18 protein-coding genes are annotated in these 19,035 nt (G+C 70.0%); 17 read left to right on the top strand and 1 reads right to left on the bottom strand.

Annotated elements, in window-relative coordinates:
* The 4 genes from H5J26_RS16330 to nusB all read left to right on the top strand — a co-directional run.
* Positions 1-748 (top strand): AAA family ATPase (locus H5J26_RS16330; protein WP_235980758.1); only part of this gene is annotated, 748 nt, incomplete at its 5' end.
* Between the two features lie 230 nt (positions 749-978).
* The gene (locus tag H5J26_RS16325; protein ID WP_181766590.1) at positions 979-2,109 is read left to right on the top strand and encodes an aminopeptidase P family protein; all 1,131 of its coding nucleotides are present in this window, start codon (positions 979-981) and stop codon (positions 2,107-2,109) included.
* A gap of 71 nt (positions 2,110-2,180) precedes the next feature.
* The gene (gene efp, locus H5J26_RS16320) at positions 2,181-2,747 is read left to right on the top strand and encodes an elongation factor P (protein ID WP_181766589.1); all 567 of its coding nucleotides are present in this window, start codon (positions 2,181-2,183) and stop codon (positions 2,745-2,747) included.
* Positions 2,748-2,749: 2 nt separating this feature from the next.
* Positions 2,750-3,175 carry a transcription antitermination factor NusB gene (gene nusB / locus H5J26_RS16315; protein ID WP_181766588.1) on the top strand — a complete coding sequence of 142 codons (426 nt, stop codon included), beginning with the start codon at positions 2,750-2,752 and terminating at the stop codon, positions 3,173-3,175.
* A gap of 204 nt (positions 3,176-3,379) precedes the next feature.
* On the opposite strand, the gene bldD is transcribed toward nusB, so the two are convergent.
* On the bottom strand, positions 3,380-3,880 hold the full coding sequence (gene bldD, locus H5J26_RS16310; RefSeq protein ID WP_028431622.1) for a transcriptional regulator BldD: 501 nt from the start codon (positions 3,878-3,880) through the stop codon (positions 3,380-3,382).
* Positions 3,881-4,109: 229 nt separating this feature from the next.
* Between bldD and pyrR the strand changes: the two genes are divergently transcribed.
* The 13 genes from pyrR (at position 4,110) to metK (ending at position 18,861) form a co-directional block, all read left to right on the top strand.
* The gene (gene pyrR / locus H5J26_RS16305) at positions 4,110-4,718 is read left to right on the top strand and encodes a bifunctional pyr operon transcriptional regulator/uracil phosphoribosyltransferase PyrR (RefSeq protein ID WP_181766587.1); all 609 of its coding nucleotides are present in this window, start codon (positions 4,110-4,112) and stop codon (positions 4,716-4,718) included.
* Positions 4,719-4,886: 168 nt separating this feature from the next.
* Positions 4,887-5,897 (top strand): aspartate carbamoyltransferase catalytic subunit, encoded by a 1,011-nt coding sequence (locus tag H5J26_RS16300; protein WP_181766586.1) that lies wholly within the window; start codon positions 4,887-4,889, stop codon positions 5,895-5,897.
* 23 nt (positions 5,898-5,920) lie between these two features.
* A complete protein-coding gene (locus tag H5J26_RS16295; protein WP_181766593.1) occupies positions 5,921-7,207 on the top strand; it encodes a dihydroorotase in 1,287 nt (428 codons plus the stop codon).
* Positions 7,204-7,809 carry a hypothetical protein gene (locus H5J26_RS16290; RefSeq protein WP_181766585.1) on the top strand — a complete coding sequence of 202 codons (606 nt, stop codon included), beginning with the start codon at positions 7,204-7,206 and terminating at the stop codon, positions 7,807-7,809. Before H5J26_RS16295 ends, H5J26_RS16290 begins: the two co-directional genes overlap by 4 nt.
* A complete protein-coding gene (gene carA / locus H5J26_RS16285; RefSeq protein ID WP_181766592.1) occupies positions 7,809-9,014 on the top strand; it encodes a glutamine-hydrolyzing carbamoyl-phosphate synthase small subunit in 1,206 nt (401 codons plus the stop codon). The genes H5J26_RS16290 and carA overlap by 1 nt, the downstream gene beginning before the upstream one ends.
* Complete coding sequence (gene carB, locus H5J26_RS16280; RefSeq protein ID WP_181766584.1) at positions 9,007-12,321, top strand: carbamoyl-phosphate synthase large subunit; 3,315 nt, start codon at positions 9,007-9,009, stop codon at positions 12,319-12,321. Before carA ends, carB begins: the two co-directional genes overlap by 8 nt.
* Before the next feature lie 75 nt (positions 12,322-12,396).
* A complete protein-coding gene (locus H5J26_RS16275) occupies positions 12,397-13,524 on the top strand; it encodes a quinone-dependent dihydroorotate dehydrogenase (protein WP_181766583.1) in 1,128 nt (375 codons plus the stop codon).
* The gene (gene pyrF / locus H5J26_RS16270) at positions 13,521-14,378 is read left to right on the top strand and encodes an orotidine-5'-phosphate decarboxylase (protein ID WP_181766582.1); all 858 of its coding nucleotides are present in this window, start codon (positions 13,521-13,523) and stop codon (positions 14,376-14,378) included. Before H5J26_RS16275 ends, pyrF begins: the two co-directional genes overlap by 4 nt.
* 314 nt (positions 14,379-14,692) lie before the next feature.
* A complete protein-coding gene (gene mihF / locus H5J26_RS16265; protein ID WP_028431629.1) occupies positions 14,693-15,016 on the top strand; it encodes an integration host factor, actinobacterial type in 324 nt (107 codons plus the stop codon).
* An 81-nt stretch (positions 15,017-15,097) separates the two neighbouring features.
* A complete protein-coding gene (gene gmk, locus H5J26_RS16260; RefSeq protein ID WP_181766581.1) occupies positions 15,098-15,694 on the top strand; it encodes a guanylate kinase in 597 nt (198 codons plus the stop codon).
* A 48-nt stretch (positions 15,695-15,742) separates the two neighbouring features.
* A complete protein-coding gene (gene rpoZ / locus H5J26_RS16255) occupies positions 15,743-16,018 on the top strand; it encodes a DNA-directed RNA polymerase subunit omega (RefSeq protein ID WP_028431631.1) in 276 nt (91 codons plus the stop codon).
* A 133-nt stretch (positions 16,019-16,151) separates the two neighbouring features.
* A complete protein-coding gene (gene coaBC, locus H5J26_RS16250) occupies positions 16,152-17,375 on the top strand; it encodes a bifunctional phosphopantothenoylcysteine decarboxylase/phosphopantothenate--cysteine ligase CoaBC (RefSeq protein ID WP_181766580.1) in 1,224 nt (407 codons plus the stop codon).
* 277 nt (positions 17,376-17,652) lie between these two features.
* A complete protein-coding gene (gene metK / locus H5J26_RS16245; protein ID WP_181766579.1) occupies positions 17,653-18,861 on the top strand; it encodes a methionine adenosyltransferase in 1,209 nt (402 codons plus the stop codon).
* The last annotated feature ends 174 nt before the right edge of the window (positions 18,862-19,035 follow it).

Genomic DNA, 19,035 nt, shown 5'->3' with positions numbered 1-19,035 from the left:
GCCTTCGCAGCCTCCGGCGCCGGGGGCCCCGCCGCCGGTGCCGCAGGCACCTCCGGCCCGGCATGACGGACGGCACGCGGGCGATCTGGAGGTCCCCCCGACCGAGTCCACCGGTCATCTGCTGCTCTCCAGAGGCGCCCGCGTCGAAATACCGGCGCCCGACACCGATCCGGCCCAGCTGGACGCCTCACGCGCCGCCGTCGCCGTCCTGCTGATCGGCCCCGCCGGCGCGGGCAAGACCTCGGTCGCCCGCTACTGGGCAGACCGCCGGGCGGTGCCCACCTCGCACATCAGCCTCGACGACGTACGCGAATGGGTCCGCTCCGGCTTTGCCGATCCGCAGAGCGGCTGGAACGACCACTCCGAGGCGCAGTACCGGCTGGCCCGCCGCACCTGCGGCTTCGCCGCCCGCAACTTCCTGGCCAACGGAATCTCCTGCATCCTCGACGACGCCGTCTTCCCTGACCGCCCCGTCGTCGGGCTCGGCGGATGGAAGCGGCACGTCGGGCCGGGGATGATCCCGGTCGTGCTGCTCCCGGGCCTGGAGATCGTGCTGGAGCGCAATGCCAGCCGCAGCGGGAACCGGCGTCTGAGCGACGAAGAGGTCGCCAACATCCACGGCCGCATGGCCGGCTGGTACGGGTCGGGCCTGCCCATCATCGACAACTCCCGCCAGGACATCGCCACCACGGCCCGCATGCTCGACGACGTCGTCGCCCGAAGCCTCGCCAGCCCGCCGCCCTGGTGAGTCACCCGCTGGACGAACGCCGGTCGTACGCAGACGGCGGCCGCTGAACCACCCGCATCCGGTGATCCGGTCAGCTCGGCCCGGCCTTCCGGAGCCGGCCCCACGCACCGCCGTCCCGCACCTCGCCGACCCTCGCTCCACCGTCCCGCACCCCGGCGCCAGGCCCCTCCGTCGCCCGCACGGCCCCGCACGGACTGCCCCCGCCGCCCCGGCTCCGTAGGCTCGGCACCATGTCCGAGGTCCATGTGGCTCGCCGCGCCCTGCTCCGTGAGCGCTGCGCCGCGAGCGCCCCGCAGGACGGTCCCGCCGACGCGGTGCTGGTGACCCGGCCCGCCAACATCCGCTATCTGACCGGCCGTCCGCCGCACGGATCGGCACTGCTGCTCGGGCCCGACGGCGTCGACACTCTCCTGGGCCCCGCGAATCCGGAGACCTCCCTTCAACACCACGGAGGCTCCTCCTCCGACGACCTGCGCACGGACCGGCTCGAGAACTGCGAGGGCGATACGGCGGTGGCGGCCGCGGACCTCGCCGTCTCGGCAGGCGCGCGCAGTCTCGCCGTGGAGGAGCACCACATCACCGTCGCCCGGCACCGGGCGATGGCCTCGGTCGCCGACGGGCTCCACCTCACCGGCCTGGCGTGCCCCGTCGAACAGCAGCGCGTCGTCAAGGACGAGGAGGAGATCGCCGCCCTGCGCATCGCTGCCGAGATCACCGACCAGGCGCTGGGCGAGCTGCTGGAGTCGATCCTCGTCGGTCGCACCGAACGGCATCTCGCCCTCGAACTGGAGCGCCGGCTCATCGATCACGGAGCGGAAGGCTCCGCCTTCCCCACTTCCGTGGCCACGGGCCGCAACTCAGGTCTCGGACAGCACCGTCCCACCGACCGCCGCGTGGAGGAGGGCGACTTCCTCTCGGTGCGGCTGGGTGCCCAATATCACGGCTACCGCTGCCAGATCGGCCGGACGTTCGTGATCGGAACGGCGCCCGAGGACTGGCAGGTCGAGCTTTACGACATCGTCTTCGCCGCCCAGCGGGCAGGCCGGGAAGCCCTCACACCGGGCACGGCCTGCAGTGACGTCGACCGGGCGACACGTCAGGTGCTCGATGCGGCCGGGCACGCGGGAGCGCTCGGGTTCGTGACAGGCCACGGGGTGGGCCTGGAAATCAGTGAGGACCCTCGGCTGTCACCAGGGGCCATGGGTAAACTGGACGCTTGTGTGCCGGTCACCATCGAGCCCGGGGTCCATCTACCGGGCCAGGGCGGTGTCCGGATCGACGACACGCTCGTCGTCCGCCCAGCGGCGGACGGCGGACCCGAGCTACTCACCATCACGACCAAAGAGCTGCTCGCTCTCTAGCCTCTGACGGGGTGAAGGGGCCGGGCAGCGCTCTGGTTCCCGCAGCAGCAGTCTCAGGAGATTCCGCAACCGTGGCATCCACGAACGACCTCAAGAACGGCATGGTGCTCAAGCTCGACGGCGGCCAGCTCTGGTCCGTCGTCGAGTTCCAGCACGTCAAGCCAGGCAAGGGTCCCGCCTTTGTCCGTACGAAGCTGAAGAACGTCATGTCCGGCAAGACCGTCGACAAGACGTTCAACGCGGGCACCAAGGTCGATACCGCGACCGTGGACCGACGCGGAATGCAGTTCTCGTACAAGGACGGCGAGTACTACGTCTTCATGGACATGGAGACCTACGACCAGATCCACGTCACCCCCGAGATCGTCGGCGACACCGCCAACTATCTGCTGGAGGGCTTCGAGGCCACGGTCGCCATGTACCAGGGTGAGGCTCTCTTCGTGGAGCTGCCCGCCGCCGTCGAGCTGATCATCGAGCACACCGAGCCCGGCGTTCAGGGCGACCGCTCCACCGGTGGCTCCAAGCCCGCGCGCCTGGAGACGGGTTACGAGGTCGGCGTTCCCCTCTTCATCACCACGGGTGAAAAGATCAAGGTCGACACCCGTTCCGGTGAATACCTCGGCCGGGTGAACAGCTAACCGTGGCTGCCCGCAACAAGGCCCGTAAGCGTGCCTTCCAGATCATCTTCGAGGCCGACCAGCGGGGGAGCACCGCGACCGACGTCCTCGCCGACTGGATCCGTCACGCCGGGACCGACGAACGGCAGCCGCCCGTCAGCGAGTACACGATGGAGCTCATCGAGGGATATGCGCAGAACGCTCCGCGCATCGACGAGCTGATCTCGACGTACTCGGTTGGCTGGACGCTGGACCGGATGCCCGTCGCCGACCGCTGCATCCTCCGCCTGGCGGCCTACGAGCTGATCTGGTCGGAAGACGTCCCGGAAGCGGTGGTCATCGACGAGGCGTTGGACATCGCCAGGGAGTTCTCCACCGATGACTCGCCGGCCTTCATCAACGGCCTGCTCGGACGTCTGAAGGACCTCAAGCCCACCCTTCGGCGCTGACCGGCCTCATCTTCCGGGCGCCTCGGCGCGGTTCGGCACTGCCGGGCCGCGCCGAGGCGCTTCCTGCTCCGTAGGCAGGCACGTTCACGCGCGCCTGCCGCACATGACAAAGCCGCCGCCTGCGACCGCCCCCGAAGGGGACGGCACACAGGCGGCGGCACGTTTCTTCAGTCGCCTTCCTCCGCCGGGAAAGCTGTCAGATGCTTACGCGTCCTCGTGGGCGACGGCGCGGCGCGCGTCAGCGTCGAGCACGCCCCAGCTGATCAGCTGCTCGGTCAGGACCGAGGGGGACTGGTCGTAGATCACGGCGAGCGTACGCAGGTCGTCCTGGCGGATGGAGAGGACCTTGCCGTTGTAGTCACCGCGCTGGGACTGGATCGTGGCGGCGTACCGCTGGAGGGGGCCCGCCTTCTCGGCCGGCACGTGTGCCAGGCGCTCCAGGTCGAGCACGAGCTTCGGCGGCGGCTCGGCGGCCCCGCCCGGAGTGGTGCCCGGAAGGAGCTCCTGCACGGGCACACCGTAGAAATCTGCCAGCTCAGCGAGGCGCTGAACGGTGACTGCGCGGTCGCCGCGTTCGTACGAACCGACCACGACCGCCTTCCATCGGCCCTGGGACTTCTCCTCGACACCGTGGAGGGAGAGGCCCTGCTGGGTGCGGATGGCGCGGAGCTTGGCTCCGAGCTGCTTGGCGTATTCGCTGGACATATGGGCTCCCCGCGGACGAGAAAGTGGTAACTCACTGTGAGGTTACGCAGCGTAATGTCCGCCGTCAAGCCGAACGCCGAGTAACCTTCCGAAGGTGCGCGGAACGCGGCCTTCCGGCCTCCGTCAAGGCCCCTTCCAGGTGTTCTGTGTACCCCTGGTACCGTGGCTCTGACAGCTCAGGCGTCCTTTAAGGCCCGTCCAGTGAGGCGGGGAAGGAGGTCCTTTTCGTATGGACAGCAGTAGCAGGGGAGCCGAAACCGGCCGCCCCGTTCTCGAGGCGCCGGACATCGCCCGCGTCCTCACCCGCATCGCCCACGAGATCGTCGAACGCGCCAAAGGCGCCGATGACGTGGTGCTTCTCGGAATTCCCACCCGCGGTGTCTTCCTGGCCGGACGGCTGGCGGACAAGCTCGCGGAGATCACCGGGCGGCCCGTTCCGCACGGATCGCTCGACATCACCATGTACCGCGACGACCTCAGGCTCGGCCCCGCCCGCGCTCTGGCGCGCACCGAGATCCCCGCCGACGGCGTCGACGGACGACTGGTGATCCTCGTCGACGACGTGCTCTTCTCCGGACGTACCATCCGTGCCGCTTTGGATGCTCTGGGTGACATCGGCCGCCCTCGTGCGGTTCAGCTCGCCGTCCTCGTCGACCGCGGTCACCGCGAACTGCCCATCCGTGCGGACTACGTCGGCAAGAACCTCCCCACCTCTCTGCGGGAGACGGTCAAGGTCCAGCTCACCGAGGAGGACGGCCGCGACGGCGTCATGCTCGGGGCTGCCGCGGCGGGCGAAGCGACCGTGGGACGTCACGCAGAACGTCACGCCGAGCGCTAGCGGTCCCGGTACGCCCGCACGGGCCCCCGCTGCCTCAGCCCTCCCGCGCCCGCAAGTCCCGACGCACGGCGCGCCCGCATGCCCGCACACCGCCGTGCGGCGGCGGCCAACCTCATACGCCCCGCCCGCGCCCCATCCACCGGCCACAGAACCCAGGGAAGGCAACAGATGAAGCGTCACCTCATCTCGGCCGCCGATCTCACCCGCGACGACGCCGTGCTGATCCTCGACACCGCCGAGGAGATGGCGCGGGTCGCGGACCGGCCCATCAAGAAGCTGCCGACCCTGCGCGGCCGCACCGTCGTCAATCTCTTCTTCGAGGACTCGACGCGCACCCGGATCTCCTTCGAGGCCGCCGCCAAGCGGCTGTCGGCGGACGTCATCAACTTTTCCGCCAAGGGCTCCTCCGTCTCCAAGGGCGAGTCGCTCAAGGACACGGCGCTGACGCTCGAGGCGATGGGCGCGGACGCCGTCGTCATCCGTCACCACGGCTCCGGTGCGCCCCACCGGCTGGCGACCTCCGGGTGGATCGGCGGTTCGGTCGTCAACGCCGGCGACGGCACGCACGAACACCCCACCCAGGCCCTGCTGGACGCCTTCACCATGCGCCGCCGTCTCGCAGGCGGCGAGGGCGACCTCTCGGGACGGCGCATCACCATCGTCGGCGATGTCCTGCACAGCCGCGTCGCCCGCTCCAACGTCCACCTGCTCAGCACGCTCGGAGCGGAGGTGACCCTGGTCGCGCCGCCGACGCTCGTGCCGGTCGGGGTCGGGAGCTGGCCCTGCGAGGTGAGCTACGACCTGGACGCCGTCCTCTCCAAGTCCGACGCCGTGATGATGCTGCGCGTCCAGAGCGAGCGGATGAACGCCGCCTTCTTCCCGACCGAGCGCGAGTACGCCCGCCGCTACGGACTGGACGGCCAGCGCATGGCACGGATGCCCGAGCACGCCGTCGTGATGCACCCCGGTCCGATGAACCGGGGCATGGAGATCACGGCCGAGGTCGCCGACTCACCCCGGTGCACGGTCGTCGAGCAGGTCGCCAACGGCGTCAGCATCCGGATGGCCGTGCTCTATCTGCTGCTGGGCGGCGCCGAACCCGCCGTCTCCGGCTCGCACCCCGCCTCCATGTCCACGGAGTCCACGGAAACCGCCGCCCGCACCGAGGAGAACGACTGATCATGGCAGCCAGGACGCAGACCATCCGCAAGACGCTTCTCCGGGGTGCCCGGGTTCTCGGTGGCGAGCCTCAGGACGTACTGATCGAGGGCGAGACCGTAGCCGGGGTGGGCAGCGGCCTCAGCGCCTCGGGCGCGGAGGTCGTCGAAGCGGACGGCAGGATCCTGCTGCCCGGCCTCGTCGATCTGCACACGCATCTGCGCGAACCGGGCCGCGAGGACTCCGAGACCGTGCTGACCGGTACCAAGGCCGCCGCCAGGGGCGGCTTCACCGCGGTGCACGCGATGGCCAACACCTTCCCCGTCGCCGACACCGCAGGCGTCGTCGAACAGGTGTGGCGGCTGGGCCGCGAGTCGGGCTACTGCGACGTGCAGCCCGTCGGCGCGGTGACCGTCGGCCTCGAGGGCAAGCAGCTCGCCGAACTGGGTGCCATGCACGACTCCGCCGCGGGGGTGCGGGTCTTCTCGGACGACGGCAAGTGCGTCGACGACGCGGTGATCATGCGCCGGGCCCTGGAGTACGTGAAGGCCTTCGACGGCGTCATCGCCCAGCACGCGCAGGAGCCGCGGCTGACGGAGGGCGCCCAGATGAACGAGGGCGTCGTCTCCGCCGAGCTCGGCCTGGGCGGCTGGCCCGCCGTCGCGGAGGAGTCGATCATCGCCCGGGACGTGCTGCTCGCCGCACACGTCGGCTCCCGCGTGCACATCTGCCACCTGTCCACGGCGGGCTCCGTCGAACTCGTCCGCTGGGCCAAGTCCAAGGGCTGGCAGGTCACCGCCGAAGTCACCCCGCACCACCTGCTGCTGACGGACGAGCTCGTACGCTCCTACGACCCCGTCTACAAGGTGAACCCGCCGCTGCGCACCGAGGCGGACGTACACGCCCTGCGCGAGGCGCTCGCCGACGGCACCATCGACTGCGTCGCGACGGACCACGCCCCGCACCCCCACGAGGACAAGGACTGCGAGTGGGGCGCGGCAGCCATGGGCATGGTCGGCCTGGAGACGGCGCTGCCGGTCCTCCAGCACACGATGGTGGACACCGGCCTGCTGGACTGGAGCGGCATCGCCGAGCGGATGTCCCACCGTCCGGCCGCCATCAGCCACCTCAACGGCCAGGGACGGCCCGTCGCCGCAGGTGAACCCGCGAACCTGCTGCTCCTCGACCCGGACTACCGTGGTCGGGTGGACCCCGCGGGCTTCGCCTCCCGCAGCCGCAACACCCCCTACGAGGGCCGCGAGCTGCCGGGGCGCGTCACGCACACATGGCTGCGGGGACGGGCGACAGTCGTGGACGGGAAGCTGGCGTGAACGCACAACACCTCGCCTCTCTGGCCGCAGAGCCCAGATCGCAGGAGGTCACCGACTGGGCGGCCCGCATCGGCTGGGTCGTCGGGCTCGTGCTGTTCGTCGCGCTGCTGTACTGGCTGATGCGCCAGGGCTGGAAGTGGCGCGGCACCCTCCAGGGCGACCTGCCCGAGCTGCCCGCGTCCCCCGAGGGCGCGGACGGCGAGGTCCTGCTGGAGGCGACCGGCCGCTACCACGGCTCCACCTCGGCGGGGCAGTGGCTCGACCGGATCGTCGCGCAGGGTCTGGGCACCCGCAGCCGCGCCGTCCTCACCCTCACCGAAGCGGGAGTGGACGTCGAACGCCCCGGTGCCCGGGACTTCTTCATTCCGGCAGACCGGTTGCGCGGTGCCCGGCTGGAGAAGGGCATCGCCGGCAAGGTCCTCACCGAGGGCGGCCTGCTGGTGATCACTTGGGAGCACGGGAGCAGGAACCTCGACTCCGGCTTCCGCTTCGACCGCGCCGCCGGGCACGCGGAGTGGACCGAGCGGATCAACGACCTGGCCGGCGACAACGGCGCCGCCGGCACGTACCACCACGCAGTAACCCCTGAGAGGGACACATGATGACGACCTCCACCGGGCGGGCTGCCAGGACTCCCGCCGTACTCGTCCTGGAGGACGGCCGCAGCTTCCGCGGACGCGCCTACGGCGCCGTGGGGGAGACCTTCGGCGAAGCGGTCTTCAACACCGGCATGACCGGGTACCAGGAGACGCTCACCGACCCCTCCTACCACCGGCAGGTGGTCGTCATGACGGCCCCGCACATCGGCAACACCGGAATCAACGACGAGGACCCCGAGTCCACACGGATCTGGGTCGCCGGATACGTCGTCCGCGATCCCGCACGCACGCCCTCCAACTGGCGCTCCGTGCGTACCCTGGACGAGGAGCTGACCGCGCAGGGTGTCGTCGGCATCAGCGGCGTCGACACGCGTGCGCTGACCCGCCACCTGCGGGAGCGCGGCGCGATGCGGGTCGGCATCTTCTCCGGCGAGGCGGCCGCAGCCGGCGAGGCGACGCTGCTGGAGCGCGTACGGTCCGCCCCCGCGATGGCGGGCGCCGACCTGTGCGGCGAGGTGGCCACGAAGGTGCCGTACGTCGTACCGGCGCAGGGCACCAAGCGCTTCACCGTCGCCGCCGTCGACCTGGGCATCAAGGGCATGACCCCCCAGAGGATGGCCGAACGCGGAATAGAGGTGCACGTGCTGCCTGCGGACGCCCGCGCCGAGGACGTCTACGCCGTCGAACCCGACGGTGTCTTCTTCTCCAACGGGCCCGGCGACCCCGCCACCGCCGAGCACCCCGTCGCGCTGATGCGCGAGGTGCTGGAACGCGGCACGCCCCTGTTCGGCATCTGCTTCGGCAACCAGATCCTCGGACGTGCCCTGGGCTTCGGCACGTTCAAGCTCAAGTACGGCCACCGCGGCGTGAACCAGCCCGTACAGGAGCGCAGCTCCGAGGGCACCTGGGCCGGGGGGAAGGTCGAAGTCACCGCGCACAACCACGGGTTCGCCGTCGACGCCCCGCTGGACGCGGTCAGCGAGACGCCCTACGGGCGCGCCGAGGTCTCCCACGTCTGCCTCAACGACGACGTGGTCGAGGGCCTGCGCCTGCTGGACCGGCCGGCCTTCAGCGTCCAGTACCACCCCGAGGCCGCGGCCGGACCGCACGACGCCGCCTACCTCTTCGACCGTTTCGTCGCGCTCATGGGCGGCGACCCGGACCACCAGCACAGCACCACCCAGCACATGGAGGGCCAGCGTGCCTAAGCGCACCGATATCCAGTCCGTTCTGGTCATCGGCTCGGGCCCGATCGTCATCGGTCAGGCCGCCGAGTTCGACTACTCCGGCACGCAGGCATGCCGGGTCCTCAAGGCCGAGGGCCTGCGCGTGATCCTGGTCAACTCCAACCCGGCCACGATCATGACCGACCCGGAGATCGCCGACGCCACCTACGTGGAGCCGATCACCCCGGAGTTCGTCGAGAAGATCATCGCCAAGGAGCGCCCCGACGCGCTTCTGCCCACCCTCGGCGGCCAGACGGCGCTGAACACCGCGATCGCGCTCAACGAGTCGGGCGCGCTGGCGGAGTACGGCGTGGAGCTGATCGGCGCCAACGTCGAGGCCATCAACAAGGGTGAGGACCGCGACCAGTTCAAGGACGTCGTCGCAGCCGTGCGGGCGCGCACGGGCCACGGCGAGTCCGCACGTTCGGTCATCTGCCACTCGATGGAGGAGGTGCTGGCCGGCGTCGACGGGCTGGGCGGCTACCCCGTCGTCGTGCGGCCCTCCTTCACGATGGGCGGCGCGGGCTCCGGCTTCGCGCACGACGAGGAGGAGCTGCGCCGGATCGCCGGTCAGGGGCTGACCCTCTCGCCGACCACCGAGGTGCTGCTGGAGGAGTCCATCCTCGGATGGAAGGAGTACGAGCTGGAGTTGATGCGCGACAAGCACGACAACGTCGTGGTCGTCTGCTCCATCGAGAACTTCGACCCGATGGGCGTGCACACCGGCGACTCCATCACCGTCGCGCCCGCGATGACGCTCACCGACCGGGAGTACCAGACCCTGCGCGACGTCGGGATCGCCGTGATCCGCGAGGTCGGCGTCGACACCGGCGGCTGCAACATCCAGTTCGCCGTGGACCCCGCCGACGGGCGCGTCGTGGTGATCGAGATGAACCCCAGGGTCTCCCGCTCCTCCGCTCTCGCCTCGAAGGCCACCGGCTTCCCCATCGCCAAGATCGCGGCGAAGCTGGCCGTCGGTTACACGCTCGACGAGATCCCCAACGACATCACCGAGCAGACGCCCGCCTCCTTCGAGCCCTCTCTCGACTACGTCGTGGTCAAGGCTCCGCGGTTCGCCTTCGAGAAGTTCCCGGCCGCCGACGACACGCTCACGACCACCATGAAGTCGGTCGGCGAGGCCATGGCGATCGGACGCAACTTCCCCGAGGCGCTCAACAAGGCGCTGCGCTCGCTGGAGAAGAAGGGCAGCCAGTTCGACTTCGCCACCCCTCCCGGCGACAAGGAAGCGCTGCTGGCCAAGGCGGCCCGTCCCACGGACGGCCGGATCAACACCGTCATGGACGCCATCCGTGCAGGGGCCACCCAGCAGGAGGTCTTCGACTCCACGAAGATCGACCCCTGGTTCACCGACCAGCTCTTCCTGATCAACGAGATCGCCGAAGAAGTCGCGGCGGCACCGGAGTTGAGCCCCCAGCTGCTGGGAGAGGCCAAACGTTACGGCTTCTCCGACGCCCAGATCGCGGCCGTACGTTCGCTGCGCGAGGACGTCGTGCGGGAGGTGAGGCACGCGCTGGGCATCCGCCCCGTCTACAAGACGGTCGACACCTGCGCCGCCGAATTCGCCGCGCGTACGCCCTACTTCTACTCCTCCTACGACGAGGAGAGCGAGGTCGCGCCGCGCGAGAAGCCCGCCGTCATCATTCTCGGCTCGGGCCCCAACCGCATCGGCCAGGGCATCGAGTTCGACTACTCCTGCGTGCACGCCTCCTTCGCACTGGGCGAGGCGGGCTACGAGACGGTGATGGTCAACTGCAACCCCGAGACCGTCTCCACCGACTACGACACCTCCGACCGGCTCTACTTCGAGCCGCTCACCCTCGAGGACGTGCTGGAGATCGTGCACGCCGAGCGGGCGGCCGGCCCCGTCGCGGGTGTCGTCGTACAGCTCGGCGGCCAGACTCCGCTCGGACTGGCACAGGCGCTCAAGGACAACGGCGTGCCGATCGTGGGCACTTCGCCCGAGGCGATCAACCTCGCCGAGGAACGCGGAGCCTTCGGGCGGGTCCTGGAGGAGGCCGGCCTGCCGGCCCCCAAGTACGGCACCGCCTACTCCTTCGAGCAGGCCAAGGTGATCGCCGCAGAGATCAACTACCCGGTGATGGTGCGCCCCTCCTACGTGCTCGGCGGGCGCGGCATGGAGATCGTCTACGACGAGCCCTCGCTGGCCGGGTATCTGGAGCGGCACGCGGGCCTGATCTCCGAACACCCCGTCCTCATCGACCGGTTCCTCGACGACGCCATCGAGATCGACGTGGACGCCCTCTACGACGGGCGAGAGCTCTACCTCGGCGGCGTCATGGAGCACATCGAGGAAGCGGGCATCCACTCCGGGGACTCCGCCTGCGCACTTCCCCCGATCACGCTCGGCGGCCACGACATCAAGCGGCTGCGGGCGTCGACCGAGGCCATCGCGCGGGGAGTCGGCGTACGGGGGCTGATCAACATCCAGTTCGCGATGTCCGGGGACATCCTCTACGTCCTGGAAGCCAATCCACGCGCCTCCCGTACGGTGCCCTTCACCTCCAAGGCCACGGCCGTTCCGCTGGCCAAGGCCGCCGCCCGCATCTCCCTGGGCTCGACCATCGCCGAGCTGCGCCAAGAGGGAATGCTCCCGGCCGCCGGCGACGGCGGCGACCTGCCGATGGACGCCCCGATCTCGGTGAAGGAGGCCGTGCTGCCCTGGACCCGCTTCCGCGACGTCCAGGGGCGCGGCGTGGACACCGTCCTCGGCCCCGAGATGCGCTCGACCGGCGAAGTCATGGGCATCGACTCCGTCTTCGGCACGTCCTACGCCAAGTCCCAGGCGGCCGCCTACGGTGCGCTGCCCACCAAGGGCCGCGCCTTCATCTCGGTCGCCAACCGCGACAAGCGTTCGCTGATCTTCCCCGCGCGTGAACTGGTCGCCATGGGCTTCGAATTGCTGGCAACCTCGGGCACCGCCGAGGTGCTCAAGCGCAACGGCCTCAACGCCACCGTCGTACGCAAGCACAGCCAGGGCCGCGGTCCCGACGGCGAGCCGACGGTCGTCCAGCTCATCCACGGCGGCCACGTCGACCTGATCGTCAACACGCCCTGGGGCACCGGCGGACGGCTCGACGGCTACGACATCCGCACCGCCGCCGTCGCCAGGGCGGTTCCTTGCCTGACCACCGTCCAGGCGCTGGCCGCCGCGGTGCAGGGGATCGAGGCGCTCACGCGCGGCGAGGTGGGCGTCCGTTCACTCCAGGAACATGCCGCCCACCTCACGGCGGCACGCAAGTCCTCCTGAGTCCCGTTCTGTCCGGCCACCCGTCCCTCTCCTTACTCCCTCTACCCCTCCGTTCGTACGCTCACGAAGGCCCGCATGTACTCCCTGCTCTTCCAGACCGTCTTCGCCCGGATGGATCCCGAGAAGGCCCACCGGCTGGCCTTCGGACTGATCCGGCTGGCTTCCCGGCTGCCCGTCGTGCGCGGGCTCGTGGCGGCCGTACTGGCGCCCCGGCACGAGGAGTTGGAGATCGAGGCGCTGGGGCGGCGCATGCGGGGGCCCTTCGGTCTGGCGGCCGGCTTCGACAAGAACGCGGAAGCCGTCGACGCGATGGCGATGCTCGGCTTCGACCACGTCGAGGTCGGCACCGTCACTGGGCAGCCCCAGCCGGGGAATCCCCCCAGGCGGCTCTTCCGGCTCGTGGCTGACCGGGCGCTGATCAACCGGATGGGCTTCAACAACGACGGCTCGGCTGCGGTCGCGGCACGGCTCGCTGCTCGCGCGGCACGAGCTGGCAAAGCACCGCGGGCGGCGGTCCTCGGCGTCAACATCGGCAAGACGAAGCTGGTTCCCGAGGCCGAAGCCGTCGACGACTACGTCACCTCCACACAGCGCCTCGCCGCGCACGCGGACTACCTCGTCGTCAACGTCTCCTCGCCCAACACCCCCGGGCTGCGCGCTCTTCAGGCCACCGAAGCGCTGCGCCCCCTGCTCACCGCAGTGAGGGAGGCGGCCGACCGCAGCGTCCACGGGCGCCGCGTCCCCCTGCTGGTCAAGATCGCCCCCGATCTCGCCGACGAGGACGTGGACGCCGTCGCCGATCTCGCGGTGGAGCTGGGCCTGGACGGCATCATCGCCACCAACACCACGATCGCGCGCGACGGCCTCGGCCTCTCCTCCGAGCCGTCCCTGACCGCTGAGGCCGGCGGCCTCTCAGGCGCCCCGGTACGGGAGCGCTCGCTGGAGGTGCTGCGCCGGCTCTACGGGCGGGTCGGTGACCGCGTCACCCTGATCGGCGTCGGCGGTGTCACGAACGCCGAGGACCTCTGGCAGCGCATCCTCGCGGGTGCGACGCTCGTCCAGGGTTACAGCGCCTTCGTCTATGAGGGCCCCGGCTGGACCCGCGCCCTGCACAAGGGGCTCGCGGCACGGCTCGCGGCCAGCCCGTACGCCACCCTCGCCGAAGCTGTCGGCGCCGAACACCGGAAGGCCGATGCCGCATGATCCACGAGGAGCCGTTCGGTGCCCGCCTGCGCCGCGTCATGGACGCGCGCGGACCGCTCTGCGTCGGCATCGACCCGCATGCGGGCCTGCTGGCGGACTGGGGCCTCAACGACGACGTCGCCGGGCTGGAGCGCTTCACCCGCACCGTGGTCGAGGCGCTGGCCGGCAGGGTCGCCGTGCTCAAGCCGCAGTCGGCGTTCTTCGAGCGGTTCGGCTCGCGGGGCATCGCCGTCCTGGAACGGGCCGTCACCGAATCCCGTGACGCGGGGGCGCTGGTCGTCATGGACGCCAAGCGCGGCGACATCGGCTCGACCATGGCCGCGTACGCCGACGCCTTCCTGGACCCGTCCTCCGCGCTCTTCTCGGACGCGCTGACCGTCAGCCCCTACCTGGGGTTCGGGTCGCTCGCCCCCGCGGTCGACCGCGCACGCGAGAGCGGCTGCGGCCTGTTCGTACTCGCGCTCACCTCCAACCCCGAGGGCGCCGAGGTGCAGCACGCGGTGCGCGCGGACGGCCGCAGTGTGGCCGCGACCGTGCTGAGGCACCTCGCCGCGGAGAACGAAGGAGCCGAGCCGCTGGGGTCGTTCGGCGCCGTCGTCGGTGCGACCCTCGGCGGCACGCTGCGTGAGAGCGACGTCGACCTCGCGGTCAACGGACCGCTGCTGGCGCCCGGCCTCGGTGCCCAGGGGGCGACGGCGGCGGATCTGCCACGGGTCTTCGGCGACGCCGTGGGCAACGTCGTGCCGAGCATCAGCAGAGGGGTGCTGCGGCACGGGCCCTCGGCCGGACCGCTGCGCGCGGCCGCCGAGACCGAGGTGCGTCTGCTGACGGAGGCGGTCCGAGGTTCGTCGTGAGGGACGGTGAGCGGTTGCCGATACGTTCCTCCCCCCGCCGCTCCACACCGGCTCCGTACCTGCGGTGATGCCCTGCGCAAGCGCCGACGCCCGCAAAATCGGGGGCAGTTGACCTTTTAACTGGGATGGTTTGTCCCTTTATGCCCTGATCGACTTGAGTCTGACCAGGACTTTTCCGCAGTTCTCGCTGACTCAGGCGCCATGGGCCGCTAGTCTCCGTCGGGAGCGGCGTGAACAGGCGCGTTGCTCATTGCTCCGCGCAGGCGGGGCCTCACCGAATCCATTCCAACAGTTCTAACTGAGGTGACGTAGGCGTGGCTCTTCCGCCCCTTACCCCTGAACAGCGCGCAGCCGCGCTCGAAAAGGCCGCCGCGGCTCGCCGGGAGCGCGCCGAGGTCAAGAACCGGCTGAAGCACTCCGGCGCGACCCTGCACGATGTGATCAAGCAGGGCCAGGAGAACGACGTCATCGGCAAGATGAAGGTCAGTGCTCTCCTGGAAAGCCTGCCCGGCGTCGGCAAGGTCCGCGCCAAGCAGATCATGGAGCGTCTCGGGATCTCCGAGAGCCGGCGCGTGCGCGGCCTCGGCTCCAACCAGATCGCCGCCCTGGAGCGGGAGTTCGGCGGCGCGTCCGCCTGACCCGCTCGTGACCGGCACCGTGGGCTCCGGCTCACGGTGCCGTGGTGGCAAGGCACCGCCGAAAACCGGGATAATCACTGCATGAGTACCGCAGTCCCCCGGGGGGCCACCCCGGAACCTCCCGCCGGCAAGCCTCGGCTGACCGTGCTCTCCGGCCCTTCGGGCGTCGGGAAGAGCACGGTCGTCGCGCATCTGCGCAAAGCGCATCCAGAGGTCTGGCTCTCCGTCTCGGCCACCACCCGCCGGCCACGGCCCGGCGAGACCCACGGTGTGCAGTATTTCTTCGTGGACGACGAGGAGTTCGACAAGCTGATCGCCAACGGCGAGCTGCTCGAATGGGCCGAGTTCGCGGGCAACCGCTACGGCACCCCCCGCGGCGCCGTCCTCTCCCACCTGGAACAGGACGAGCCCGTCCTGCTCGAGATCGATCTCCAGGGAGCGCGGCTGGTCAAGCAGGCCATGCCCTCGGCGCGGCTCGTCTTCCTCGCTCCGCCGAGCTGGGAGGAGCTGGTGCGCCGCCTCACCGGCCGCGGCACCGAGCCGCCGGAGGTCATCGATCGCAGGCTCGCCGTCGCCCGTACAGAGCTGGCCGCCGAAGAAGAATTCGACGTCACCCTTGTCAATACCTCGGTCGAGGACGTCAGCGCCGAGCTGCTAGCCTTGACGCGGATCGATTGATTCTTGATCTTTTTCTGAACTTCACCACACCCCTCCGGAAGGCAGAGCGTGTCCTCTTCCATCTCCACGCCCGAGGGCATCATCAACCCGCCGATTGATGAGCTGCTCGAAGCCACCGACTCGAAGTACAGCCTCGTGATCTACGCCGCCAAGCGCGCCCGCCAGATCAACGCGTACTACTCGCAGCTCGGTGAGGGTCTCCTCGAGTACGTCGGCCCTCTGGTGGACACCCACGTCCACGAGAAGCCGCTCTCGATCGCTCTCCGCGAGATCAACGCGGGCCTGCTGACCTCCGAGGCAGTCGACGTCCCGGTCACGCAGTAGAGCACTTGTGAGCACCGGCCACGGGCCCGGCAGCGCGGCTGCCGGGCCCGTGGTGTGTCATGTGTAGGTGGGAAGGCCGGGTCCGCCCGGCGCCGTCAGACACCGTCAGGCACCGCATGGGGAGAGGCGAGCGATGGATCAGCGCGCGCAAGGAACGCCGAGGGTCGTCCTGGGGGTCAGCGGAGGGATCGCCGCCTACAAGGCGTGCGAGCTGCTGCGGCGGCTGACGGAGAGCGGCTACGAGACGCGGGTGGTTCCGACGGAGTCGGCTCTGCACTTCGTGGGGGCCGCGACCTTCTCCGCTCTGTCCGGCCGGCCCGTCGCCACCGATGTCTGGGAGTCGGTGCACGAGGTCCCGCACGTGCGCATAGGGCAGGGCGCCGATCTCGTCGTCGTCGCACCCGCGACCGCCGACATCCTGGCGAAGGCCGCCCATGGTCTGGCGGACGACCTGCTGACCAACACACTCCTCACGGCTCGATGTCCGGTGATCTTCGCCCCCGCGATGCACACCGAGATGTGGGAGCACCCGGCCACTCAGGAGAACGTCGCCACGCTGCGCCGCAGGGGCGCCCTGGTCATCGAGCCCGCGGTGGGCCGCCTCACCGGTGCCGACACCGGCAAGGGGCGCTTCCCGGAGCCGGAGGCGGTCTTCGAGGTGTGCCGCGGCGTGCTGGCCCGCGGCGAGTTGGCGGAGCGCACCGATCTCTCGGGGCGGCATGTGGTGATCAGCGCCGGCGGGACGCGCGAACCGCTGGACCCGGTGCGTTTCCTCGGCAACCGCTCCTCGGGGAAGCAGGGGTACGCCCTGGCCCGTACGGCCGTGGCGCGCGGCGCCCGCGTCACCCTGGTCGCCGCCAACAGCGAGCTGCCTGCTCCGGCGGGCGTCGACGTGGTGCCCGTGGGGACCGCCGTCCAGCTGAGGGAGGCGGTCATCAAGGCCGCCGAGGACGCGGACGCCGTCGTGATGGCGGCGGCCGTCGCGGACTTCCGTCCCGCCGTCTACGCCCCCGGCAAGATCAAGAAGCGCAACGACGCCGAACCGGAGCCTGTCGCGCTCGTGCGCAACCCGGACATCCTCGCCGAGCTGTCCACCGACCGCCCCCGTGCCGGGCAGATCGTCGTCGGCTTCGCAGCCGAGACCGAGGACGTGCTCGCCAACGGCCGGGCCAAGCTCGCCCGCAAGCGCTGCGACCTGCTGGTCGTCAACGAGGTGGGGGAGCGCAAGACGTTCGGGGCGGAGGAGAGCGAGGCCGTGGTTCTCGGCGCGGACGGAAGCGAGACGCACGTCCCGTACGGCCCGAAGGAGGCGCTCTCGGACACGGTCTGGGACCTGATCGGGCTGCGCTTCCCCTGAGCCGGCCGGCTCGTCCCGAGGTGGCCGGAATCGCTCATTCCGCCCGCCCGGAACGGGATGCCGAGTCATGACATGTGCCACACCTCGAAAACGCGTCACGGGCACCGCGAGGAGGGCCGGGGACGGGCTTGCGCAGGTCATGGTCGTATCGAGATTCGGCGCTACGTGATTGGATGCGGCCGTAGATGGATAAACTGGCGGCGGACCGTGTTGGGCGCAGCCCCCGGCCGGTCCGCCCAAGAAATAGCCAGCAGCCGCTGCAACCCCAGGGAGCGATGTGTCCCGCCGTCTGTTCACCTCGGAATCTGTGACCGAGGGTCATCCTGACAAGATTGCTGACCAGATCAGCGACACGATCCTCGACGCACTGCTCAAAGAAGACCCGCACTCGCGGGTCGCGGTCGAGACTCTGATCACCACCGGCCTCGTGCACGTCGCCGGTGAAGTGACCACCAAGGCGTACGCACCCATCTCATCACTGGTGCGCAACAAGATCCTCGACATCGGCTACGACTCGTCGAAGAAGGGCTTCGACGGCGCCTCCTGCGGCGTCTCCGAGTCCATCGGCGCGCAGTCCCCCGACATCGCGCAAGGTGTCGACACCGCTTACGAGAACCGCGTCGAAGGCGACGAGGACGAGCTCGACAAGCAGGGTGCCGGCGACCAGGGCCTGATGTTCGGCTACGCCTGCGACGAGACCGCCGAGTACATGCCGCTTCCGGTCCAGCTGGCGCACCGGCTCTCCGAGCGCCTGTCGGACGTCCGCAAGAACGGCACCATCCCCTACCTGCGCCCCGACGGGAAGACGCAGGTCACGATCGAGTACGAGGGCGACAAGGCCGTCCGTCTCGACACCGTCGTCGTCTCCTCGCAGCACGCCGCGGACATCGACCTCGACTCCCTGCTCGCGCCCGACATCCGCGAGTACGTCGTGGAGCCGGAGCTCAAGCGTCTCGTCGAGGACGGCGTGAAGCTGGACACCAGCGGCTACCGCCTCCTGGTCAACCCCACCGGCCGCTTCGAGATCGGCGGCCCCATGGGTGACGCCGGTCTGACCGGCCGGAAGATCATCGTCGACACCTACGGCGGCATGGCCCGCCACGGCGGCGGCGCCTTCTCCGGCAAGGACCCGTCCAAGGTCGACCGCTCGGCGGCGTACGCGATGCGCTGGGTCGCCAAGAACGTCGTCGCGGCCGAGCTCGCCACCCGCTGCGAGGTCCAGGTCGCCTACGCGATCGGCAAGGCCGAGCCGGTGGGCGTGTTCGTCGAGACCTTCGGCACCGCCAGCATCGACGTCGAGAGGATCGAGCAGGCGATCAGCGAGGTCTTCGACCTCCGCCCCGCCGCCATCATCCGCGACCTCGACCTGCTGCGGCCGATCTACGCGCAGACCGCGGCGTACGGCCACTTCGGCCGCGAGCTCCCCGACTTCACCTGGGAGCGCACCGACCGCGTCGACGCGCTGCGCAAGGCCGCAGGGCTGTAGCTCGCACCGAGGGCGGGGCGCTCGATGGCCCCACGTTCCTCGGAGGCCCGGTCACCCCGATTGACGGGGTGACCGGGCCTCTTGCGTGTGCGGGCGCGAGCGCGCTGGGGCCGAGAGTTCGCGCATGAGGCCGACGGCGAGTGTGCGGTGCGAAGTGCTTTTCAGCACACCGAT

The organism is Streptomyces albidus (ex Kaewkla and Franco 2022) (assembly GCF_013870515.1).
Classification (GTDB): domain Bacteria; phylum Actinomycetota; class Actinomycetes; order Streptomycetales; family Streptomycetaceae; genus Streptomyces; species Streptomyces albidus.
Note: the sequence above shows the minus strand (reverse complement) of the source record. Positions and strands in the feature narration are given on the sequence as shown.